Origin of the sequence: Lysinibacillus sp. FSL K6-0232 (assembly GCF_038008325.1) — a bacterium.
In the GTDB taxonomy this organism is placed as follows: domain Bacteria; phylum Bacillota; class Bacilli; order Bacillales_A; family Planococcaceae; genus Lysinibacillus.
In genome coordinates this window covers 306,944-324,814 of record NZ_JBBOYW010000001.1, presented here as the reverse complement: position 1 = coordinate 324,814, position 17,871 = coordinate 306,944, and the positions used below count along the sequence as shown (strand labels likewise).

Annotated in this window: 10 protein-coding genes, 17 tRNA genes, 3 rRNA genes and 1 riboswitch; of the genes, 3 read left to right on the top strand and 27 right to left on the bottom strand. The window is 42.4% G+C overall.

What is annotated here, in order from left to right; translation table 11 throughout:
- Nucleotides 1-57: 57 nt before the first annotated feature.
- The gene (locus tag MHB42_RS01575; RefSeq protein ID WP_340803997.1) at nt 58-729 is read left to right on the top strand and encodes a GNAT family N-acetyltransferase; all 672 of its coding nucleotides are present in this window, start codon (nt 58-60) and stop codon (nt 727-729) included.
- A gap of 61 nt (nt 730-790) precedes the next feature.
- Here the strand turns inward: MHB42_RS01575 and MHB42_RS01570 are convergent, their stop codons facing one another.
- On the bottom strand, nt 791-2,245 hold the full coding sequence (locus tag MHB42_RS01570) for an amino acid permease (protein WP_340803996.1): 1,455 nt from the start codon (nt 2,243-2,245) through the stop codon (nt 791-793).
- Between the two features lie 81 nt (nt 2,246-2,326).
- Nucleotides 2,327-2,503: riboswitch (Lysine riboswitch) on the bottom strand.
- Between the two features lie 177 nt (nt 2,504-2,680).
- Here MHB42_RS01570 and MHB42_RS01565 point away from each other — a divergent pair.
- A complete protein-coding gene (locus MHB42_RS01565) occupies nt 2,681-3,892 on the top strand; it encodes a CynX/NimT family MFS transporter (RefSeq protein WP_340803995.1) in 1,212 nt (403 codons plus the stop codon).
- Between the two features lie 23 nt (nt 3,893-3,915).
- Here the strand turns inward: MHB42_RS01565 and MHB42_RS01560 are convergent, their stop codons facing one another.
- The 23 genes from MHB42_RS01560 to MHB42_RS01450 form a co-directional block, all read right to left on the bottom strand.
- A complete protein-coding gene (locus MHB42_RS01560) occupies nt 3,916-4,452 on the bottom strand; it encodes a hypothetical protein (RefSeq protein WP_340803993.1) in 537 nt (178 codons plus the stop codon).
- A 106-nt stretch (nt 4,453-4,558) separates the two neighbouring features.
- Nucleotides 4,559-5,605 (bottom strand): nitric oxide synthase oxygenase, encoded by a 1,047-nt coding sequence (locus MHB42_RS01555; protein ID WP_340803991.1) that lies wholly within the window; start codon nt 5,603-5,605, stop codon nt 4,559-4,561.
- 613 nt (nt 5,606-6,218) lie between these two features.
- A tRNA-Glu gene (locus MHB42_RS01550) sits at nt 6,219-6,290 on the bottom strand.
- A gap of 1 nt (nt 6,291) precedes the next feature.
- Nucleotides 6,292-6,368 (bottom strand) — tRNA-Asn (locus tag MHB42_RS01545).
- Nucleotides 6,369-6,382: 14 nt separating this feature from the next.
- A tRNA-Ile gene (locus tag MHB42_RS01540) sits at nt 6,383-6,456 on the bottom strand.
- Nucleotide 6,457: 1 nt separating this feature from the next.
- Nucleotides 6,458-6,531, bottom strand: a tRNA-Gly gene (locus MHB42_RS01535).
- A 6-nt stretch (nt 6,532-6,537) separates the two neighbouring features.
- Nucleotides 6,538-6,613 (bottom strand) — tRNA-Phe (locus MHB42_RS01530).
- Nucleotides 6,614-6,619: 6 nt separating this feature from the next.
- Nucleotides 6,620-6,712: transfer RNA gene (locus MHB42_RS01525), tRNA-Ser, on the bottom strand.
- Nucleotides 6,713-6,729: 17 nt separating this feature from the next.
- Nucleotides 6,730-6,805, bottom strand: a tRNA-Ala gene (locus MHB42_RS01520).
- 14 nt (nt 6,806-6,819) lie between these two features.
- Nucleotides 6,820-6,896, bottom strand: a tRNA-Pro gene (locus tag MHB42_RS01515).
- A gap of 14 nt (nt 6,897-6,910) precedes the next feature.
- A tRNA-Arg gene (locus MHB42_RS01510) sits at nt 6,911-6,987 on the bottom strand.
- Nucleotides 6,988-7,004: 17 nt separating this feature from the next.
- Nucleotides 7,005-7,077: transfer RNA gene (locus MHB42_RS01505), tRNA-Lys, on the bottom strand.
- 13 nt (nt 7,078-7,090) lie between these two features.
- Nucleotides 7,091-7,165, bottom strand: a tRNA-Gln gene (locus MHB42_RS01500).
- 9 nt (nt 7,166-7,174) lie between these two features.
- Nucleotides 7,175-7,250, bottom strand: a tRNA-His gene (locus MHB42_RS01495).
- A gap of 45 nt (nt 7,251-7,295) precedes the next feature.
- Nucleotides 7,296-7,369 (bottom strand) — tRNA-Trp (locus tag MHB42_RS01490).
- Between the two features lie 5 nt (nt 7,370-7,374).
- Nucleotides 7,375-7,458, bottom strand: a tRNA-Tyr gene (locus tag MHB42_RS01485).
- Between the two features lie 10 nt (nt 7,459-7,468).
- Nucleotides 7,469-7,541: transfer RNA gene (locus tag MHB42_RS01480), tRNA-Thr, on the bottom strand.
- A gap of 8 nt (nt 7,542-7,549) precedes the next feature.
- Nucleotides 7,550-7,625, bottom strand: a tRNA-Asp gene (locus MHB42_RS01475).
- Between the two features lie 4 nt (nt 7,626-7,629).
- A tRNA-Val gene (locus MHB42_RS01470) sits at nt 7,630-7,705 on the bottom strand.
- 13 nt (nt 7,706-7,718) lie between these two features.
- A 5S ribosomal RNA gene (rrf, locus tag MHB42_RS01465) occupies nt 7,719-7,834 on the bottom strand.
- Between the two features lie 69 nt (nt 7,835-7,903).
- Nucleotides 7,904-10,832 (bottom strand): 23S ribosomal RNA (locus tag MHB42_RS01460).
- A gap of 307 nt (nt 10,833-11,139) precedes the next feature.
- Nucleotides 11,140-12,690, bottom strand: a 16S ribosomal RNA gene (locus tag MHB42_RS01455).
- The 16S, 23S and 5S rRNA genes sit together here with 17 tRNA genes alongside, the layout of an rRNA operon.
- 449 nt (nt 12,691-13,139) lie before the next feature.
- Nucleotides 13,140-13,907, bottom strand: a complete 768-nt coding sequence (locus MHB42_RS01450) for a LamB/YcsF family protein (protein ID WP_340803989.1) — start codon at nt 13,905-13,907, stop codon at nt 13,140-13,142.
- A 134-nt stretch (nt 13,908-14,041) separates the two neighbouring features.
- Between MHB42_RS01450 and MHB42_RS01445 the strand changes: the two genes are divergently transcribed.
- Complete coding sequence (locus MHB42_RS01445; protein ID WP_340803988.1) at nt 14,042-14,920, top strand: LysR family transcriptional regulator; 879 nt, start codon at nt 14,042-14,044, stop codon at nt 14,918-14,920.
- 57 nt (nt 14,921-14,977) lie between these two features.
- Here MHB42_RS01445 and MHB42_RS01440 read toward each other — a convergent pair whose 3' ends face one another.
- The 3 genes from MHB42_RS01440 to pxpB are packed head-to-tail and all read right to left on the bottom strand — an operon-like array spanning nt 14,978 to nt 17,859.
- Complete coding sequence (locus tag MHB42_RS01440) at nt 14,978-16,114, bottom strand: glycerate kinase (RefSeq protein ID WP_340803987.1); 1,137 nt, start codon at nt 16,112-16,114, stop codon at nt 14,978-14,980.
- Nucleotides 16,115-16,147: 33 nt separating this feature from the next.
- Entirely contained in the window at nt 16,148-17,101 is a 954-nt protein-coding gene (locus tag MHB42_RS01435; protein ID WP_340803986.1) for a 5-oxoprolinase subunit C family protein, read from the bottom strand.
- Entirely contained in the window at nt 17,068-17,859 is a 792-nt protein-coding gene (gene pxpB / locus MHB42_RS01430; RefSeq protein WP_340803984.1) for a 5-oxoprolinase subunit PxpB, read from the bottom strand. The genes MHB42_RS01435 and pxpB overlap by 34 nt, the downstream gene beginning before the upstream one ends.
- Nucleotides 17,860-17,871 lie beyond the last annotated feature (12 nt).

The window sequence follows — 17,871 nt, the reverse complement described above, 5'->3', positions numbered from 1 at the left end:
CATTCGCGATAGGTACAATTATGCTCAGGCGTAATTGATAGTAAGGAGGAAGTAGCAATGGAATATAAACGTATTACAACAATTGAGGATCCGCTTTTTGCAAAAATGCATATATTATTAGGAGAAATTTTCCCGCCTGAAGAGGTTCTGGCATTTGATTTATGGAAAGAGCCTTTGGAAGACCCAAGCATTCGCGTTTTTGTCGCAGTCCATGAAGGCGCTGTTGTCGGGGCTACTGAATATCGTTACTATCCTGCATGGAATATAGCGATGACTGATTTCACAATTATCGGTAAGCCTAACCTAGGTATTGGGCGTTACCTGGCAGTAAATCGTAGTGCGGATTTAGAGAGATTGGCAAAAGAGCAAGGCAAAGTACTATATGGTATGTTTGCAGAAATATATAATCCCTATGAGCGTGAAGATTTTGCATTTGGCGGAGTTATGGCGATGAATCCATATGTTCGCCGCGAGGTACTATCGCACCTTGGCTATCAGCGTCTTGATTTCCCTTACGTCCATCCTTCTTGGAAAAATGACGGGGAGGCGGTAGAAGGGCTTGATTTATGTTTCATGCCAACAGACGCTACTATAACAGAAATTGAAGCGAGTTTAGTTGTAGATTTTATCACGGATTATTACACAGTCTTGCCTAATAAACCACAGCGCTGGCTCGACATGGTTGAGGACTTGAAAAAAAGAAAAACAATTCTACTTCAGCCATTATAATTCATTTCAGCCCCTATCCTCTTTCATGGACAGGGGCTGAAATTGTGTGCATACTTGGCACCTAACGTAAATCACATTGTTCAAGTGGAAGTATTTTCGTTTTATACTTAATCTTATAGCCAAACCATAGCAGTAAAAATAGCGGTATCCCAATATAAGAAACTAGAACGCCATACCAATCAATTTTACCACCCATAAAGGCTGTGTAATTTTGACCTACTACAACAATCATACAAACGGTAAAGGCAAAGAGCGGTCCAAACGGGTATAGTTTAGCTTTATATGGTAGAAGCTTTGGGTCTAAGCCTTGTGCCTCGAAAGCACGACGGAAGCGATAATGGCTAAAGGCAATACCAAGCCATGCGATAAAGCCAGACATCCCTGAAGCATTTAACAGCCAAATATAGACAACGCCATCTCCGAAAAATGATGCTAAAAATGCTAAGCAACCTACAGCTAATGTTGCAAGCAATGCATAGATTGGAATTCCTCGACGGCTTAGCTTTGTAAAGAATTTAGGTGCATGTCCCTCCACTGCTAATTGCCATAGCATACGCGAAGCTGCATATAGCCCTGAATTACCTGCCGATAACATAGCCGTTAAAATAATGGCATTCATAAGAGAAGCAGCGAAGGCAATACCTAAACGATCAAACACTAACGTAAACGGTGATACAGCAATATCTTCTGACAATAAACGCTCATCTGTAAATGGGATTAATAGCCCTATTGCAGCAATCGCTAAAATATAAAATAAAATAATTCGCCAAAATACTGATTTCACTGCCTTTGGAATATTTTTGCCGGGATCATCTGTTTCACCAGCCGTTACGCCAAGTAGCTCTGTTCCTTGGAATGAAAATCCAGCGGCAAGAAAAATTCCAAATGTCGCAAGGAAGCCACCATGAAACGGCCCATCACTAATAAAGAAATTCGTAAATCCTACAGGTGCTTGTCCACCCAAAATTCCAAAAATCATTAAGATGCTAATAATAATAAATACAATAACAGTTGCTACTTTAATCATCGCAAACCAATATTCACTCTCACCATAGCTCTTAACGGATAATAAATTAAACGTTAGCACAACTGCAATAAATAATACTGTCCATAATGCTGATGAACTCTCTGGGAACCAATATTTCATAATTAAGGATACAGCTGCAATTTCTGCTGCAATAGTAATTGCCCAGTTATACCAATAATTCCATCCTAATGCAAAGCCAAGAGCAGGGTCTACAAATTTTGTAGCATACGTACTAAAGGAACCTGATGACGGCATATAAGCAGCCATTTCTCCTAAGCTTGTCATTAAAAAGTACACCATCACACCAATTAAAGCATAGGCAAGCAATGCTCCCCCAGGACCTGCTTGTGCAATGGCTCCTCCGCTAGCTAAAAATAACCCTGTGCCAATTGTTCCACCTAAAGAAATCATTGTAATATGGCGACTTTTTAATTCCTTTTTCAGCTTCGGCGTTTTATGACCAAGCTGATTTACTTTTATTTCACTCACGATATAGCTTCCTTCCTATTAATGAGGCAAAAAAATGCCATCACATAAACACTGTGATGGCTAAGTTAATCCTCAGTTTCTTTAAATGATAGCTCAACACGTTGTGTCAACGTGACAGTTCTGTTCCTTTCGGAAACAGCCCCAGCATAAGGTTTTCAAGTCCCCTTACACTTCGGCAGTATTTCCTTTCAACTAATCTCTTCAATGCTTGTCATCTCCATTAGTTTACTAATAAATACCGCGACCTCTACCTCAATACAAACATGAGGCATATAATTATTAAATTTATGATGTTTATTATATTAACATAAGACCTTTGCCGTTTCAATACAATGTTAAATGTTCAATTTTTTATGAATTTTCTACTATTTTTAATCCTGTGATAAAGTGTTATAGTAGTCCAATTAGAATGGTTATGAATAGGAGGAGCTTATTTTGACAGAAAATAATCATTCCACTAATTATCCAAGTAAAAAAATTAGCTGGAAAGGAAGAACATTACTATTAGTTTTAGGAGTCATCTTTATAGCGTCTACATTGCGAATGCCATTAACGGTTGTTGGCCCAATTGTATCCTTTATACGTGATGACCTTGGTATTTCTAATGTATTAGCAGGCTTTCTAACAACGATTCCATTACTTGCTTTCGCTGTTGTATCGCCATTTGCGCCAGTTGTAGCACGCAAATTAGGACTTGAGCTCACACTATTATTATCTACTATTTTATTAGCACTAGGAATTGTTCTACGCTCACTTGGCACAACAGGGTTGCTTGTCTTTGGTACTGTACTTATTGGTGTAGCAATAGCCTTTGGTAACGTACTAATTCCAGGGTTATTAAAATTGAAATTTCCCTATCATGTAGGCTTACTCATGGCATTTTTCACAATGTCCATGAATTTAACCGCAGGCGTTGGGGCAGGCATTAGCTATCCTATTGCTAACTCCTCATTGGGCTGGCAAGGAGCATTAGCCATTGCACTGGTGCTTGTTATAATCACTATTGTCATATGGTTACCTCAATTAAAAGCAAATAAGCCTGAATCCGTTACTGCCTCTAAAAAGTCAGATACACCACCATTATGGAAATCACCTGTTACATGGGCAGTAACGGGCGCAATGGGCTTGCAGTCTTTACTATTTTACACAACAGCAGCTTGGATTCCTGAAATCTATATTGCACAAGGGTTATCTCCTGATAAAGCTGGCTGGATGTTTTCGATTATGCAATTTTCACAAGTTCCGATGGCATTAGCTGTACCCATTTTTGCCAGTAAAATGGCTTCACAGCGACCTCTTGTCTTAATGTTTACAAGCTTTTATTTAGTGGGCTTTGTAGGTGTTGTGATGGCATGGACAAGTCTAGGGGTATTATGGATGATTTTGCTAGGTTTAGCAGGTGGTGCTTCATTTGCATTAGCAATGATGTTCTTTACGCTTCGTACTCGCACTGCGTTTGAGGCGGCAGATTTATCAGGCTTTGCACAATCACTCGGTTATTTATTTGCTGCTATTGGCCCTATTCTTTTTGGGTACTTACATGATTTATTCGGTGGCTGGAATATTGCAGGCTGGCTCTTTGTCGTTGTCACAATGGTACTTTTCTTATGTTCAATGAGAGCCTCTAGAGATGAATATGTTCATTAAAGAAAAGCAGCTGGGAAAATACATTACGCTCCCCAGCTGCTTTGCTGTTTAAGTAAGGCTAATAATTCAGCAAGACTGTCTGCTACTTCTCTATTATCGGTAGTAGCAATAGCTGTAAAAATCGGAGTAGCCTCTTGTAAAAGTAAATAACTAAAATAATAATAGCCTAAAAATGCCTGCTGTTCATAACCTTTAGGCAAATCTTTATCCCACTCTAGTTCATCATCTTCCTCTGACCATAAATACTGGGTATTTAGCAGCTCCTGCATGGTGGAAACAGTATTTGCTGGGTTGAGGGAATCTTTTGTAATAACGGATGCTACACTTAAATAAAGTTCTATTTCTTGTAAAGTCACATCCTCTTTATTTTTGCCAGTAAGTCGTTTTAAAGGAATTAACAAAGTCCATGGCGTTGCCTGCCAAAGTGTACCTTGATGCTCAATTAATGTGGCTAGCTGTTGATATTGCTCTTGCTCAATTAGTTGAGGAATAGTCGTTCCTCTGCCATAAGCCGTTGTCAATTGCTGCCACGGGATATTTGGAATATGCTCGTTTAGCATACTGACTCACCCTCTCTTAGAACATAAAGTATATTTAGTGTAACAGCATCTTTATTAATTTAATAGAAAATTAGGCTATCAGGATAGTCCGATAGCCCTTCGGCGATTAATAGCATGGCTTTTGATAAAAATAATTTGGCGTATGATAAACATTCACATATGGCTTATGAAAAATATGAGTAGTTGCAGGCGATAACGGTGGAATTAACCATGTCCAATTACCTGTAACCTCTCTCCCTACTGATGCCTCTGCCTCTTCAAATAATTTAAACTGTTGCGCTGCTGTATGATGATCCACAATGCTCACTCCATCTTCTTTAAAGGAATGAAGCACTGCAATATTAAGCTCAACTAGTGCACGGTCACGCCAAAGAGAAGCTTGCTTTGTTGTATCAAGGTTAAATATCTCCGCAATTGCTGGAAGCATATTATAGCGCTCATAATCTGCTAAATTACGCGCTCCGATTTCCGTACCCATATACCAGCCATTAAATGGAGCTGCCTGAAAATCAATACCTGCCATTTGAAAACGCATGCTTGAAATAATAGGTACAGCATACCATTTCATTCCTAATTTTTCCATCTCTACTGACTCTGGGTGACGAATTGGCACTTCTAAAATATAGTCTTTAGGGATTGGAAATAATTGTGGTGCACGTTCATCCACCTGTATCACAAGCGGAAGCACATCAAAGGCAGTTCTGTCGCCTTTCCAGCCTAACGATTCACATATTTTAGTAAACGGAATAGAATGTGCATCACCAATAACACCTGAATCCGTTTCATAACCTGCATAGCGTATTAGCTGATGATTCCAAATTCGCACCCTTCCTGATGCAAATACTGTAATAGTCGGACGGATTTTCCCATTATTTGTAGCGTACTGGATATGTTCTAGTAATTTTTGAAAAACTTCCTGCTCGTCTAGAACATTGCGTGCATCTACTACATGTAGCGACTGCCAAAATAGACGTCCAATACATTTATTACTGTTACGCCATGCCACTCGTGCACCAAAAACTATTTCCTCTGTTGTAGGATTATATTCACCTGCTGCTGCAATTTGCTGCAATCTATTTTCTAACCAAGTATTTGAGTGATTTTGCTCTGCTTGATAAAGCTTTAAAAATTGCTGTATCTCCTGTCTATTCATAGTCCAATTCCTCCATCTACCCTCATATTAGAGGAAGGAAAGTGCTAGCACCATGAAAATATCTTTTAAAAAAACATACATATTTTATATATGAAATAGTTTGTTCAAAATTAAAGCTAGTTGTTATGTTATTTTATATAAAATTAAACAATGGAAAAGCCTAGGCACAAATTGAATGCCTAGGCTTTGAATTACGATGACATGTATAGATTAGCATATTGTACTAAACAATTTCTGAACAAAATAGTTACTACCTGCCCAACGAATATCATAAATATCCATATAGAAATGTACCTCGGCTATTTGGCATTTGCCGAAGTCATTGTAATTTGACTATTGTCGATGATGGGACTCATTTATGACAGTTAAATTTTTTAAATACAGACATATTTTATCCAGCATCATCTTTTTCTATAGCCGACCTGTAATTATTAACATATTTATCGTAGAATCAATTTTTCTAAGAGAGGGCAGTCAATATATTATTAAGTAAATATATATGAACAGCTCTTTCCATTAGTTATCCTAATACTTATTAAATTTCCTCATTACTATTCACAAGTATAAAGACAAATAAAAAAGCATGTAACATATACTTATGCTACATGCTTGATGACCCGTACGGGATTCGAACCCGTGTTACCGCCGTGAAAGGGCGGTGTCTTAACCACTTGACCAACGGGCCGTGGCTCCGAAGGCAGGACTCGAACCTGCGACAACCTGATTAACAGTCAGGTGCTACTACCAACTGAGCTACTTCGGAATAATGATGATTGATGGGCCTAAATGGACTCGAACCATCGACCTCACGCTTATCAGGCGTGCGCTCTAACCAGCTGAGCTATAGGCCCTTGGAGCGGGTGATGAGAATCGAACTCACGACATCAGCTTGGAAGGCTGAGGTTTTACCATTAAACTACACCCGCAAATAATGGTGGGTCAGGACGGAATCGAACCGCCGACACTTAGAGCTTCAATCTAATGCTCTACCAACTGAGCTACTGACCCGAGAAATGGAGGAGGTAGAGGGATTCGAACCCCCGCGCGGTGTTACCCGCCTGTCGGTTTTCAAGACCGATCCCTTCAGCCAGACTTGGGTATACCTCCAAAAATATTAAAATATATGGTGGAGCCTAGCGGGATCGAACCGCTGACCTCCTGCGTGCAAGGCAGGCGCTCTCCCAGCTGAGCTAAGGCCCCATCATTTTAGAAAATGGTCGGAATGACAGGATTCGAACCTACGACCCCTTGGTCCCAAACCAAGTGCTCTACCAAGCTGAGCTACATTCCGAAAACACATTTTATTGGCGCGCCCGACAGGAGTCGAACCCATAACCTTCTGATCCGTAGTCAGACGCTCTATCCAATTGAGCTACGGGCGCTTATTATGTAATAACAATGAGCCATGAAGGACTCGAACCTTCGACCCTCTGATTAAAAGTCAGATGCTCTACCAACTGAGCTAATGGCTCATAAAAGAAAAAATGGCTGGGGTACTAGGATTCGAACCTAGGCATGACGGAATCAAAATCCGTTGCCTTACCGCTTGGCTATACCCCAACATTAAAATGGGGCGACTGATGGGAATCGAACCCACGAATGTCGGAACCACAATCCGATGCGTTAACCACTTCGCCACAATCGCCACTATATATGATAACAGCTACATATGAACGAGTACCTCAAGACCTGGCAGGGGCAGTAGGAATCGAACCCACACCAAAGGTTTTGGAGACCTCTATTCTACCGTTGAACTATGCCCCTAAAAATGGTGGAGGGGGACGGATTCGAACCGCCGAACCCTAAGGAGCGGATTTACAGTCCGCCGCGTTTAGCCACTTCGCTACCCCTCCAAGGGAATGATGCCGGCGATAGGAGTCGAACCCACGACCTACTGATTACAAGTCAGTTGCTCTACCAACTGAGCTACACCGGCATATAATATGGCGGTCCCGACCGGGATCGAACCGGCGATCTCCTGCGTGACAGGCAGGCATGTTAACCGCTACACCACGGGACCATAATGGTGGAGGATGACGGGCTCGAACCGCCGACCCCCTGCTTGTAAGGCAGGTGCTCTCCCAGCTGAGCTAATCCTCCACATAAAAAATAAGCGAAGCGACGTCCTACTCTCACAGGGGGAAGCCCCCAACTACCATCGGCGCGAAAGAGCTTAACTTCCGTGTTCGGTATGGAAACGGGTGTGACCTCTTTGCCATTATCACTTCACTTATTCAATTGAAAGAATTATTCTTTCAAAACTGGATAAACGGTGCATTGAATTGCGTCAAACTGGTTTTGGTTAAGTCCTCGATCGATTAGTATTCGTCAGCTCCATGTGTCGCCACACTTCCACCTCGAACCTATCTACCTCATCGTCTTTGAGGGATCTTACTTACTTGCGTAATGGGAAATCTCATCTTGAGGGGGGCTTCATGCTTAGATGCTTTCAGCACTTATCCCGTCCACACATAGCTACCCAGCGATGCCTTTGGCAAGACAACTGGTACACCAGCGGTGTGTCCATCCCGGTCCTCTCGTACTAAGGACAGCTCCTCTCAAATTTCCTACGCCCACGACGGATAGGGACCGAACTGTCTCACGACGTTCTGAACCCAGCTCGCGTACCGCTTTAATGGGCGAACAGCCCAACCCTTGGGACCGACTACAGCCCCAGGATGCGATGAGCCGACATCGAGGTGCCAAACCTCCCCGTCGATGTGGACTCTTGGGGGAGATAAGCCTGTTATCCCCGGGGTAGCTTTTATCCGTTGAGCGATGGCCCTTCCATGCGGAACCACCGGATCACTAAGCCCGTCTTTCGACCCTGCTCGACTTGTCGGTCTCGCAGTCAAGCTCCCTTGTGCCTTTACACTCTACGAATGATTTCCAACCATTCTGAGGGAACCTTTGGGCGCCTCCGTTACCTTTTAGGAGGCGACCGCCCCAGTCAAACTGTCCGCCTGACACTGTCTCCTGCCCCGCTAAGGGGCATGGGTTAGAATTTCAATACAACCAGGGTAGTATCCCACCGACGCCTCCTTCGAAGCTGGCGCTCCGAGATCTCTGGCTCCTACCTATCCTGTACAAGTTGTACCAAAATTCAATATCAGGCTACAGTAAAGCTCCACGGGGTCTTTCCGTCCTGTCGCGGGTAACCTGCATCTTCACAGGTACTATAATTTCACCGAGTCTCTCGTTGAGACAGTGCCCAGATCGTTACGCCTTTCGTGCGGGTCGGAACTTACCCGACAAGGAATTTCGCTACCTTAGGACCGTTATAGTTACGGCCGCCGTTTACTGGGGCTTCAATTCGTAGCTTCGCTTGCGCTAACCACTCCTCTTAACCTTCCAGCACCGGGCAGGCGTCAGCCCCTATACGTCACCTTACGGTTTTGCAGAGACCTGTGTTTTTGCTAAACAGTCGCCTGGGCCTATTCACTGCGGCTCTCTCGGGCTTTCACCCTAACAGAGCACCCCTTCTCCCGAAGTTACGGGGTCATTTTGCCGAGTTCCTTAACGAGAGTTCTCTCGCACACCTTAGGATTCTCTCCTCGACTACCTGTGTCGGTTTGCGGTACGGGCACCTCTCACCTCGATAGAGGCTTTTCTTGGCAGTGTGAAATCAGGAACTTCGTCCATACGGACTCGCCATCACAGCTTGGCGTTACAGTGTGCGGATTTGCCTACACACACACCTTACTGCTTGGACGCGCATTACCAACAGCGCGCTTACCCTATCCTCCTGCGTCCCCCCATTTCTCAAACGGTGAGGAGGTGGTACAGGAATATCAACCTGTTGTCCATCGCCTACGCCTATCGGCCTCGGCTTAGGTCCCGACTAACCCTGAGCGGACGAGCCTTCCTCAGGAAACCTTAGTCATACGGTGGACGGGATTCTCACCCGTCTTTCGCTACTCATACCGGCATTCTCACTTCTAAGCGCTCCACCAGTCCTTCCGGTCTGACTTCAACGCCCTTAGAACGCTCTCCTACCACTGACATCGTAGATGTCAATCCACAGCTTCGGTGAATCGTTTAGCCCCGATACATTTTCGGCGCAGCGTCACTCGACCAGTGAGCTATTACGCACTCTTTAAATGATGGCTGCTTCTAAGCCAACATCCTGGTTGTCTGTGCAACGCCACATCCTTTTCCACTTAACGATTACTTTGGGACCTTAGCTGGTGGTCTGGGCTGTTTCCCTTTTGACTACGGATCTTATCACTCGCAGTCTGACTCCCGTGTATAAATATCTGGCATTCGGAGTTTGTCTGAATTCGGTAAACCGGGATGGCCCCCTAGTCCAAACAGTGCTCTACCTCCAGTATTCTCATCACGAGGCTAGCCCTAAAGCTATTTCGGAGAGAACCAGCTATCTCCAAGTTCGATTGGAATTTCTCCGCTACCCACACCTCATCCCCGCACTTTTCAACGTGCGTGGGTTCGGGCCTCCAGTAAGTGTTACCTTACCTTCACCCTGGACATGGGTAGATCACCTGGTTTCGGGTCTACGACCACGTACTACTTCGCCCTATTCAGACTCGCTTTCGCTGCGGCTCCGCCTTCTACAGCTTAACCTTGCACGTAATCGTAACTCGCCGGTTCATTCTACAAAAGGCACGCTATCACCCATGAACGGGCTCTAACTACTTGTAGGCACACGGTTTCAGGTTCTCTTTCACTCCCCTCCCGGGGTGCTTTTCACCTTTCCCTCACGGTACTGGTTCACTATCGGTCACTAGGTAGTATTTAGCCTTGGGAGATGGTCCTCCCGGATTCCGACGGAATTTCACGTGTTCCGCCGTACTCAGGATCCACTCAGGAGAGAACGAACTTTCGACTACAGGGCTATTACCTGCTCTGGCGGACCTTTCCAAGTCGCTTCATCTAACTCGCTCTTTTGTAACTCCGTATAGAGTGTCCTACAACCCCAAGAGGCAAGCCTCTTGGTTTGGGCTCTTCCCGTTTCGCTCGCCGCTACTCAGGGAATCGATTTTTCTTTCTCTTCCTCCAGGTACTTAGATGTTTCAGTTCCCTGGGTCTGCCTTCAAGACGCTATGTATTCACGTCAAGATACTACGCCATTAAACGTAGTGGGTTCCCCCATTCGGAAATCTCCGGATCAAAGCTCACTTACAGCTCCCCGAAGCATATCGGTGTTAGTGCCGTCCTTCTTCGGCTCCTAGTGCCAAGGCATTCGCCGTGCGCCCTTAATAACTTAACCGTCAGCTTTCAATACACATCGCATTTCGTTGTCAGCTTCACTCGTTTGCTTCCTAGAACTGCTCGTGTCTTGAAACCTTTACAATGTTATTAAGCCTATAAAAAACTTAAAAAATAAATGTGTTTGTTACAATTTCAATGTCGTTTTATCCAGTTTTCAAAGAACAAAGCTACTACCTGCTTCTATTGTTGAGAATAACAGGAGTACATGATTTTGAAGTATTTCATTCAGAAGAATGAACCTTCAAAACTGAACAGCAAAACGTAATCGTACAAACCCAAGGTTTGTATTCCGAAAATATCCTTAGAAAGGAGGTGATCCAGCCGCACCTTCCGATACGGCTACCTTGTTACGACTTCACCCCAATCATCTATCCCACCTTCGGCGGCTGGCTCCAAAAGGTTACCTCACCGACTTCGGGTGTTACAAACTCTCGTGGTGTGACGGGCGGTGTGTACAAGGCCCGGGAACGTATTCACCGCGGCATGCTGATCCGCGATTACTAGCGATTCCGGCTTCATGTAGGCGAGTTGCAGCCTACAATCCGAACTGAGAACGACTTTATCGGATTAGCTCCCTCTCGCGAGTTGGCAACCGTTTGTATCGTCCATTGTAGCACGTGTGTAGCCCAGGTCATAAGGGGCATGATGATTTGACGTCATCCCCACCTTCCTCCGGTTTGTCACCGGCAGTCACCTTAGAGTGCCCAACTAAATGATGGCAACTAAGATCAAGGGTTGCGCTCGTTGCGGGACTTAACCCAACATCTCACGACACGAGCTGACGACAACCATGCACCACCTGTCACCGTTGCCCCCGAAGGGGAAACTATATCTCTACAGTGGTCAACGGGATGTCAAGACCTGGTAAGGTTCTTCGCGTTGCTTCGAATTAAACCACATGCTCCACCGCTTGTGCGGGCCCCCGTCAATTCCTTTGAGTTTCAGTCTTGCGACCGTACTCCCCAGGCGGAGTGCTTAATGCGTTAGCTGCAGCACTAAGGGGCGGAAACCCCCTAACACTTAGCACTCATCGTTTACGGCGTGGACTACCAGGGTATCTAATCCTGTTTGCTCCCCACGCTTTCGCGCCTCAGCGTCAGTTACAGACCAGAAAGTCGCCTTCGCCACTGGTGTTCCTCCAAATCTCTACGCATTTCACCGCTACACTTGGAATTCCACTTTCCTCTTCTGCACTCAAGTCCCCCAGTTTCCAATGACCCTCCACGGTTGAGCCGTGGGCTTTCACATCAGACTTAAAGGACCGCCTGCGCGCGCTTTACGCCCAATAATTCCGGACAACGCTTGCCACCTACGTATTACCGCGGCTGCTGGCACGTAGTTAGCCGTGGCTTTCTAATAAGGTACCGTCAAGGTACAGCCAGTTACTACTGTACTTGTTCTTCCCTTACAACAGAGTTTTACGATCCGAAAACCTTCTTCACTCACGCGGCGTTGCTCCATCAGGCTTTCGCCCATTGTGGAAGATTCCCTACTGCTGCCTCCCGTAGGAGTCTGGGCCGTGTCTCAGTCCCAGTGTGGCCGATCACCCTCTCAGGTCGGCTACGCATCGTCGCCTTGGTGAGCCGTTACCTCACCAACTAGCTAATGCGCCGCGGGTCCATCCTGTAGCGATAGCAGAACCATCTTTCAACTCAGAAACATGTGTTTCCAAGTATCATTCGGTATTAGCCCCGGTTTCCCGGAGTTATCCCCAACTACAGGGTAGGTTACCCACGTGTTACTCACCCGTCCGCCGCTAACGTCAGAGGAGCAAGCTCCTCCTCTGTTCGCTCGACTTGCATGTATTAGGCACGCCGCCAGCGTTCGTCCTGAGCCAGGATCAAACTCTCCATAAAAAGAAATTTGATTTGCTCAAATTGTTTTGCTGGCATCTCATCTTCATTCGATGTCCAAATTTATTTCGTTCACTTACTAAAGTAAGCTACTAAAATTTATTGATTACGTTTTGCTTGTTCAGTTTTCAAGGTTCATATTTTGCTTTGTTTTAGCGTGTCACCGTGGCGACTTGTATAATAATATACCCTTATCTAAAAAAGGTCAACACTTTTTCTAAAAAAAGTTTTATTTTTTTCTCAACATAGAAAAGCTTCCTATATTAGTAAAAAGTTTTATGATACTTTCACCATACTATGCTGCTAATCAGAAAATAATCTTATCATATTTTTTCATAAAAAATAATATTTTTTTATAGAAAGTGAGTAAATAATAAAACCTTGCTTCTTAAAAGAGCCTTATTAAGCTAGAGCATGTCTTTAAATAACTTTTCAGACACGCCCTCTATATTTTAAAGCCAATCAGCTAATCTTTTTATTTCCACACCCTTGTCGATTAAGGCAGCTTTTATATCTCGTGCTAATGCTAAAGAGCCTACTGTATCACCATGAATTAAAATACTTTCACCATCAACTGTTATTTCTTTTCCTGTAATCGTTGTTACTTTACCTTCTAGCACCATACGAACACAGCGCTCAATCACAATATCCTTATCATGGAGAACAGCATTCGGATTTCTTCTTGAAACTAATGTACCATCATCATTATAAGCACGATCAGCAAAAATTAACTTCGCCACCTTCATTCCTTGTTCTCTAGCAAGTCGCTCTAATTCGCCAGTTTGTGTAACAATAACTAATGAGGGATTAAATTCGATTACTGCTTCAAGCATCGCCGCAGCACATTCTGTATCAACCATGGAAAGATCACCTAAACTTCCATGTGGACATATATGTTGTAGTTTACCACCTGCCACTCTAACAAATGCATCTAGTGCACCTAATTGGTAGAGAACATCCGTTTTCACTTCCCATGGTGTTACACTAATATTTCGACGCCCAAAGCCTAATAAATCTGGAAAACCGGGATGTGCTCCAACACCAACCCCCTTTTTTATCGCTTCATTAACAGCCAGCGCCATCGTTCTAGGGTCTCCCGCATGAAAACCACAGGCAACACTTGCTGAACTAACAATTTCAATAATACTAGCATCATCAGCAGCTTCATATAAACCAAAGCCTTCACCTAAATCTGAAATAATATCAATTACACGCCCCATATATGACTCCCCTTTTATAACGTTTAAACTCTTTTAAAATATTTAATTTTTATTTTAGGCATTAAAAGAATATTTGTAAAATTAGATAATTCGAAATATAATATCAATAAAATTAATATATTGGGGTGTGGACGATGGATTCAATTGGAATTGAAGCATTTCTAGCAGTAATTCGTCATGGCTCACTAACAGATGCTGCCAACGCATTATTTATTTCACAATCAACATTAAGTCATCGTCTAGCAAAATTGGAAAGTGATGTAGGTGTAAATTTAATAGAACGCGGTCGTGGCATAAGATCGTTATCATTAACAGCGGATGGACAGGAGTTTTTGCTATTAGCCAAAAGATGGGAAGGTTTATTGCTAGAAACAAAGCAAATTCGTTCACGTAAAAAACCAATTAGTCTTTCGATTGGGGCAGTAGATAGTATCAATTCTTATGTATTGCCGCCTGTATACCGAGCACTTAGCGAATTAAGCAGCGATTTAGAAATCAGCATTCGTACACAACAATCAACGGAATTATATTTACTTCTTGAACGTGGAGAAATTGATATTGCATTTGGTCTTATTGAACAGCCAATGCCAGGTATGATTATTGATAAATTTTTAGCCGAGCCACTTGTTGTTATTCGTAGAGAAGAAACACCGCAAACTTATGAAGTGCTTGATATTCTGGAATTAGATCCAGACAAAGAATTGTATATGAACTGGCATGCATCATTTCATGCCTGGTACAATAAATATCGTTCGGCGATAAAATATCCGCCTATCCGTGTCGATACCTCTACATTACTACATACATTTATGGAAACATCCGGCTATTGGGCAATCGTCCCTTTATCAATGGCAGAAAACTTTAAAGCAACTGGAAAATATGGACTATATCAATTAAAAAATCCGCCCCCAGATCGTATTTGCTATCAAATTCAATCTATATATCCACGTCCAAGCGCAGTAGAAGGTTTAAAAATTTTAGATTCTGTTATTAAAAAGGTTTTGAATAACTAGAGTAGCTTTAAACAAATTTAGGGAAGGTCAGATTAAAGGTCTAACTTTCCCAACTTTTTATGCTTTATAAGCAAAAAATGTTCTAACAACTTGTTCCGCACAAGTAGTCAGTAAATTTGATGCATGCTCCATCGCTTTTTGTAAAGTTATTGGACCATTTACAATACTGTGAATGCTAATAATTCCATATTGATATAATACATCAATCCCTTCGCCAATTGAGCCTGCAAGAACAATTGTAGGAATATTATATTTTTGGGCTTCCAGTGCAACGCCCATTGGTGTTTTCCCTTCAGCTGTTTGGAAATCAATTTGCCCTTCACCAGTAATGACTAAATCAGCATTTATTACACTTTTGGCAAAGCCTGAATATTCAATAACGATGTCAATTCCCGATCGTATTTTAGCTGGAAAAAATGCCTGAAATGCCCCTCCTAATCCACCAGCAGCTCCTGCCCCTTCTCTGTCATGAATGCGAATGCCATTATGCTTTTCAATTAAATCGGCTAAATGATGTAGATTATTATCCAAAAGCTCTACCATCTCAGGTGTGGCACCTTTTTGCGGTCCAAAAACAACCGAAGCTCCATTTTGACCAATAAATGGATTTTGCACATCTGATGCAATCATAAATGTTGCTTCGGTAATTCTTTTATCAAATTTATGATTATCAATCATAGTAATGTTATGTAGCACCCCTCCGCCAAAGCCAATCTCATCACCATTATAATCTAAAAACCGTAAGCCCAGTGCCTGTAACATGCCAACTCCCGCATCATTTGTCGCACTGCCACCTAAACCGATAATAAAATGACGATAGCCCTCATCTAATGCTTTTTTTATAAGCTGTCCTATCCCATATGTTGTCGTTTTTAAAGGATTACGTTTATCTTCTGGAATAAGATATAACCCCGAAGCACTTGCTGCTTCAATAATACATGTTTGACAATCTCCTAAAACACCATATGTCGCTGTTATTTCATGACCAAGTGGATTTTTCACCTCAGCTTGATATACCTTCCCTTTTGTGGCTGCTATAAGTGTATCCATTGTTCCTTCACCACCATCAGCCATTGGAGCAATAATCGTTTCAGCGTCAGGTAAATATTTTTTTACACCTTTTTCTATTGCAACAGCTGCGTCATATGCTGATATACTTCCTTTAAAAGAATCGGGTGCGATAACTATTTTCATATTGAACAACACCTTTTACGATATTTATACTAATTATTTGGAAGGTCTATTATTTACCTTCATTAAAGATAAAAGCCTTTCTCTTTCTTTATAAAGCTGCTGTGCTTCTTCAATATTTATTTTTTCAAAACAAATTGTATCTCCTGGCTTCTTTTGCGCTAAGTATGGTAAATCTACATCAGTAACAACACCTATTTTTGTATAACCACCTGTCATTTGACAATCTGCCATTAATACAATCGGTTGTCCATTTCCTGGAATTTGGATTGATCCCATCGTAATATAATCAGAAATAATATCTGGGCCAACTTTATGTGAAATGGATACTCCCTCTAAGCGAAAGCCCATTCGATCAGATTCATTTAATACTTTGTAGCTGCTTGTACAAAACTTTTCAAGCTCTGTTGTTTCGAACTCATCTGCCTGTGGCCCTAAAATAAATCTTATTGGACGATGCTTACTAAAATTAGGCCGATATTCTACTGGAACTATCCTTCCAACTGATACATCTACAGTATCTCCGATTGAAATAATATCTTTGGACTGCAATGCTTTTCCATTAATGCCTCCAAAGCCTGCCCTTAAAGAAGTGGATTTACTGCCAAGCACTACTGGAACATCAACGCCCCCTGCAATCGCAATATAGGCACGACAACCGTAGCCAGTTGCAAAGCCAAAAGTTAATTCATCTCCCTTCTCAACTTTAATGGAAGTCCAAAGTGGCACAGGTTCACCATTTAACTTTGCCTCTATATCTGCACCAGTAATCGCAATAATGCCACTTTCTAAAAATTTTAAATGTGGTCCCATAAGAGTTATTTCGATTGCTGCTTCATCATCATGATTGCCGACTAAAATATTTCCGATTCTTAATGATAGCTTATCCATTGCACCACTAGCTGAAATACCATATTTTTGATAATTAGCTCTGCCGAGGTCTTGAATTGTTGACATTAGTCCTGGTTTAATGATTTCAATGAATTCCATTTTTCAATCCACTCTCTCTGTTTATTGTCATTCCATTGCTCAGCTTCTTCTACACTAATTGCCTCAAATTTAATATAATCTCCAGCAAGTAATGTGCTCGGCGGGTTTTGGTATGGATTAAATGTTTCCATAGGCGTTTGACCGATTACATGCCAGCCACTCGGTGATGCTAGCGGATGCAGTACAGTAAGTCGATTAGCGATGACAATCGAGCCTTTCTCTACTTTTATTCTTGGACTACTTCTTCTTTTTAATGCTAATCGTTCATCCAAGTCGCCTAAATATGGATAGCTACCAATTACTCCTAACATATAAATAAAGTATGGTTTCGATGTATGTAGTCGAATAACCTCATCTATATCCAATCCTGTGTTTTCAGCAACATATTCAATATCTGAACCATATTTTCCTCCATACACGACTGGAATATGAATAATATTTTTCGACTTATGGTCTTTATATTGATTAATAATGATGTGACCCTTTATCCTATCAAGTTCTTCTGTTAATGCTTTATACGTTATGATTAAAGGATTATAACGTATCGCAACCGTGCAAAATGTAGGAATAATTTGTGTGACACCTGAAATATTTATGGCCTCAACCTCTTGTGCAAAGCTTAATACTTTTTGATTTACATTAATTGTTATTTCCTTTTCAAATTGAGCCACAATTACTTGATCTCCTAATGGCAAAAACTTAGGATATTGTACATTTCTATTTTGTTCAGACTGCTCTGCTGTAGTTTCCTTAAGCATCTTTATCCCCCC

Bases quoted from the DNA above. Each gene is read 5' to 3' on its own strand.
- MHB42_RS01575 (WP_340803997.1), top strand. From the start codon at position 58: ATGGAATATAAACGTATTACAACAATTGAGGATCCGCTTTTTGCAAAA.
- MHB42_RS01560 (WP_340803993.1), bottom strand. From the start codon at position 4,452: ATGCTAAACGAGCATATTCCAAATATCCCGTGGCAGCAATTGACAACG.
- MHB42_RS01555 (WP_340803991.1), bottom strand. From the start codon at position 5,605: ATGAATAGACAGGAGATACAGCAATTTTTAAAGCTTTATCAAGCAGAG.
- MHB42_RS01450 (WP_340803989.1), bottom strand. From the start codon at position 13,907: ATGGGGCGTGTAATTGATATTATTTCAGATTTAGGTGAAGGCTTTGGT.
- MHB42_RS01445 (WP_340803988.1), top strand. From the start codon at position 14,042: ATGGATTCAATTGGAATTGAAGCATTTCTAGCAGTAATTCGTCATGGC.
- MHB42_RS01440 (WP_340803987.1), bottom strand. From the start codon at position 16,114: ATGAAAATAGTTATCGCACCCGATTCTTTTAAAGGAAGTATATCAGCA.
- MHB42_RS01435 (WP_340803986.1), bottom strand. From the start codon at position 17,101: ATGGAATTCATTGAAATCATTAAACCAGGACTAATGTCAACAATTCAA.
- pxpB (WP_340803984.1), bottom strand. From the start codon at position 17,859: ATGCTTAAGGAAACTACAGCAGAGCAGTCTGAACAAAATAGAAATGTA.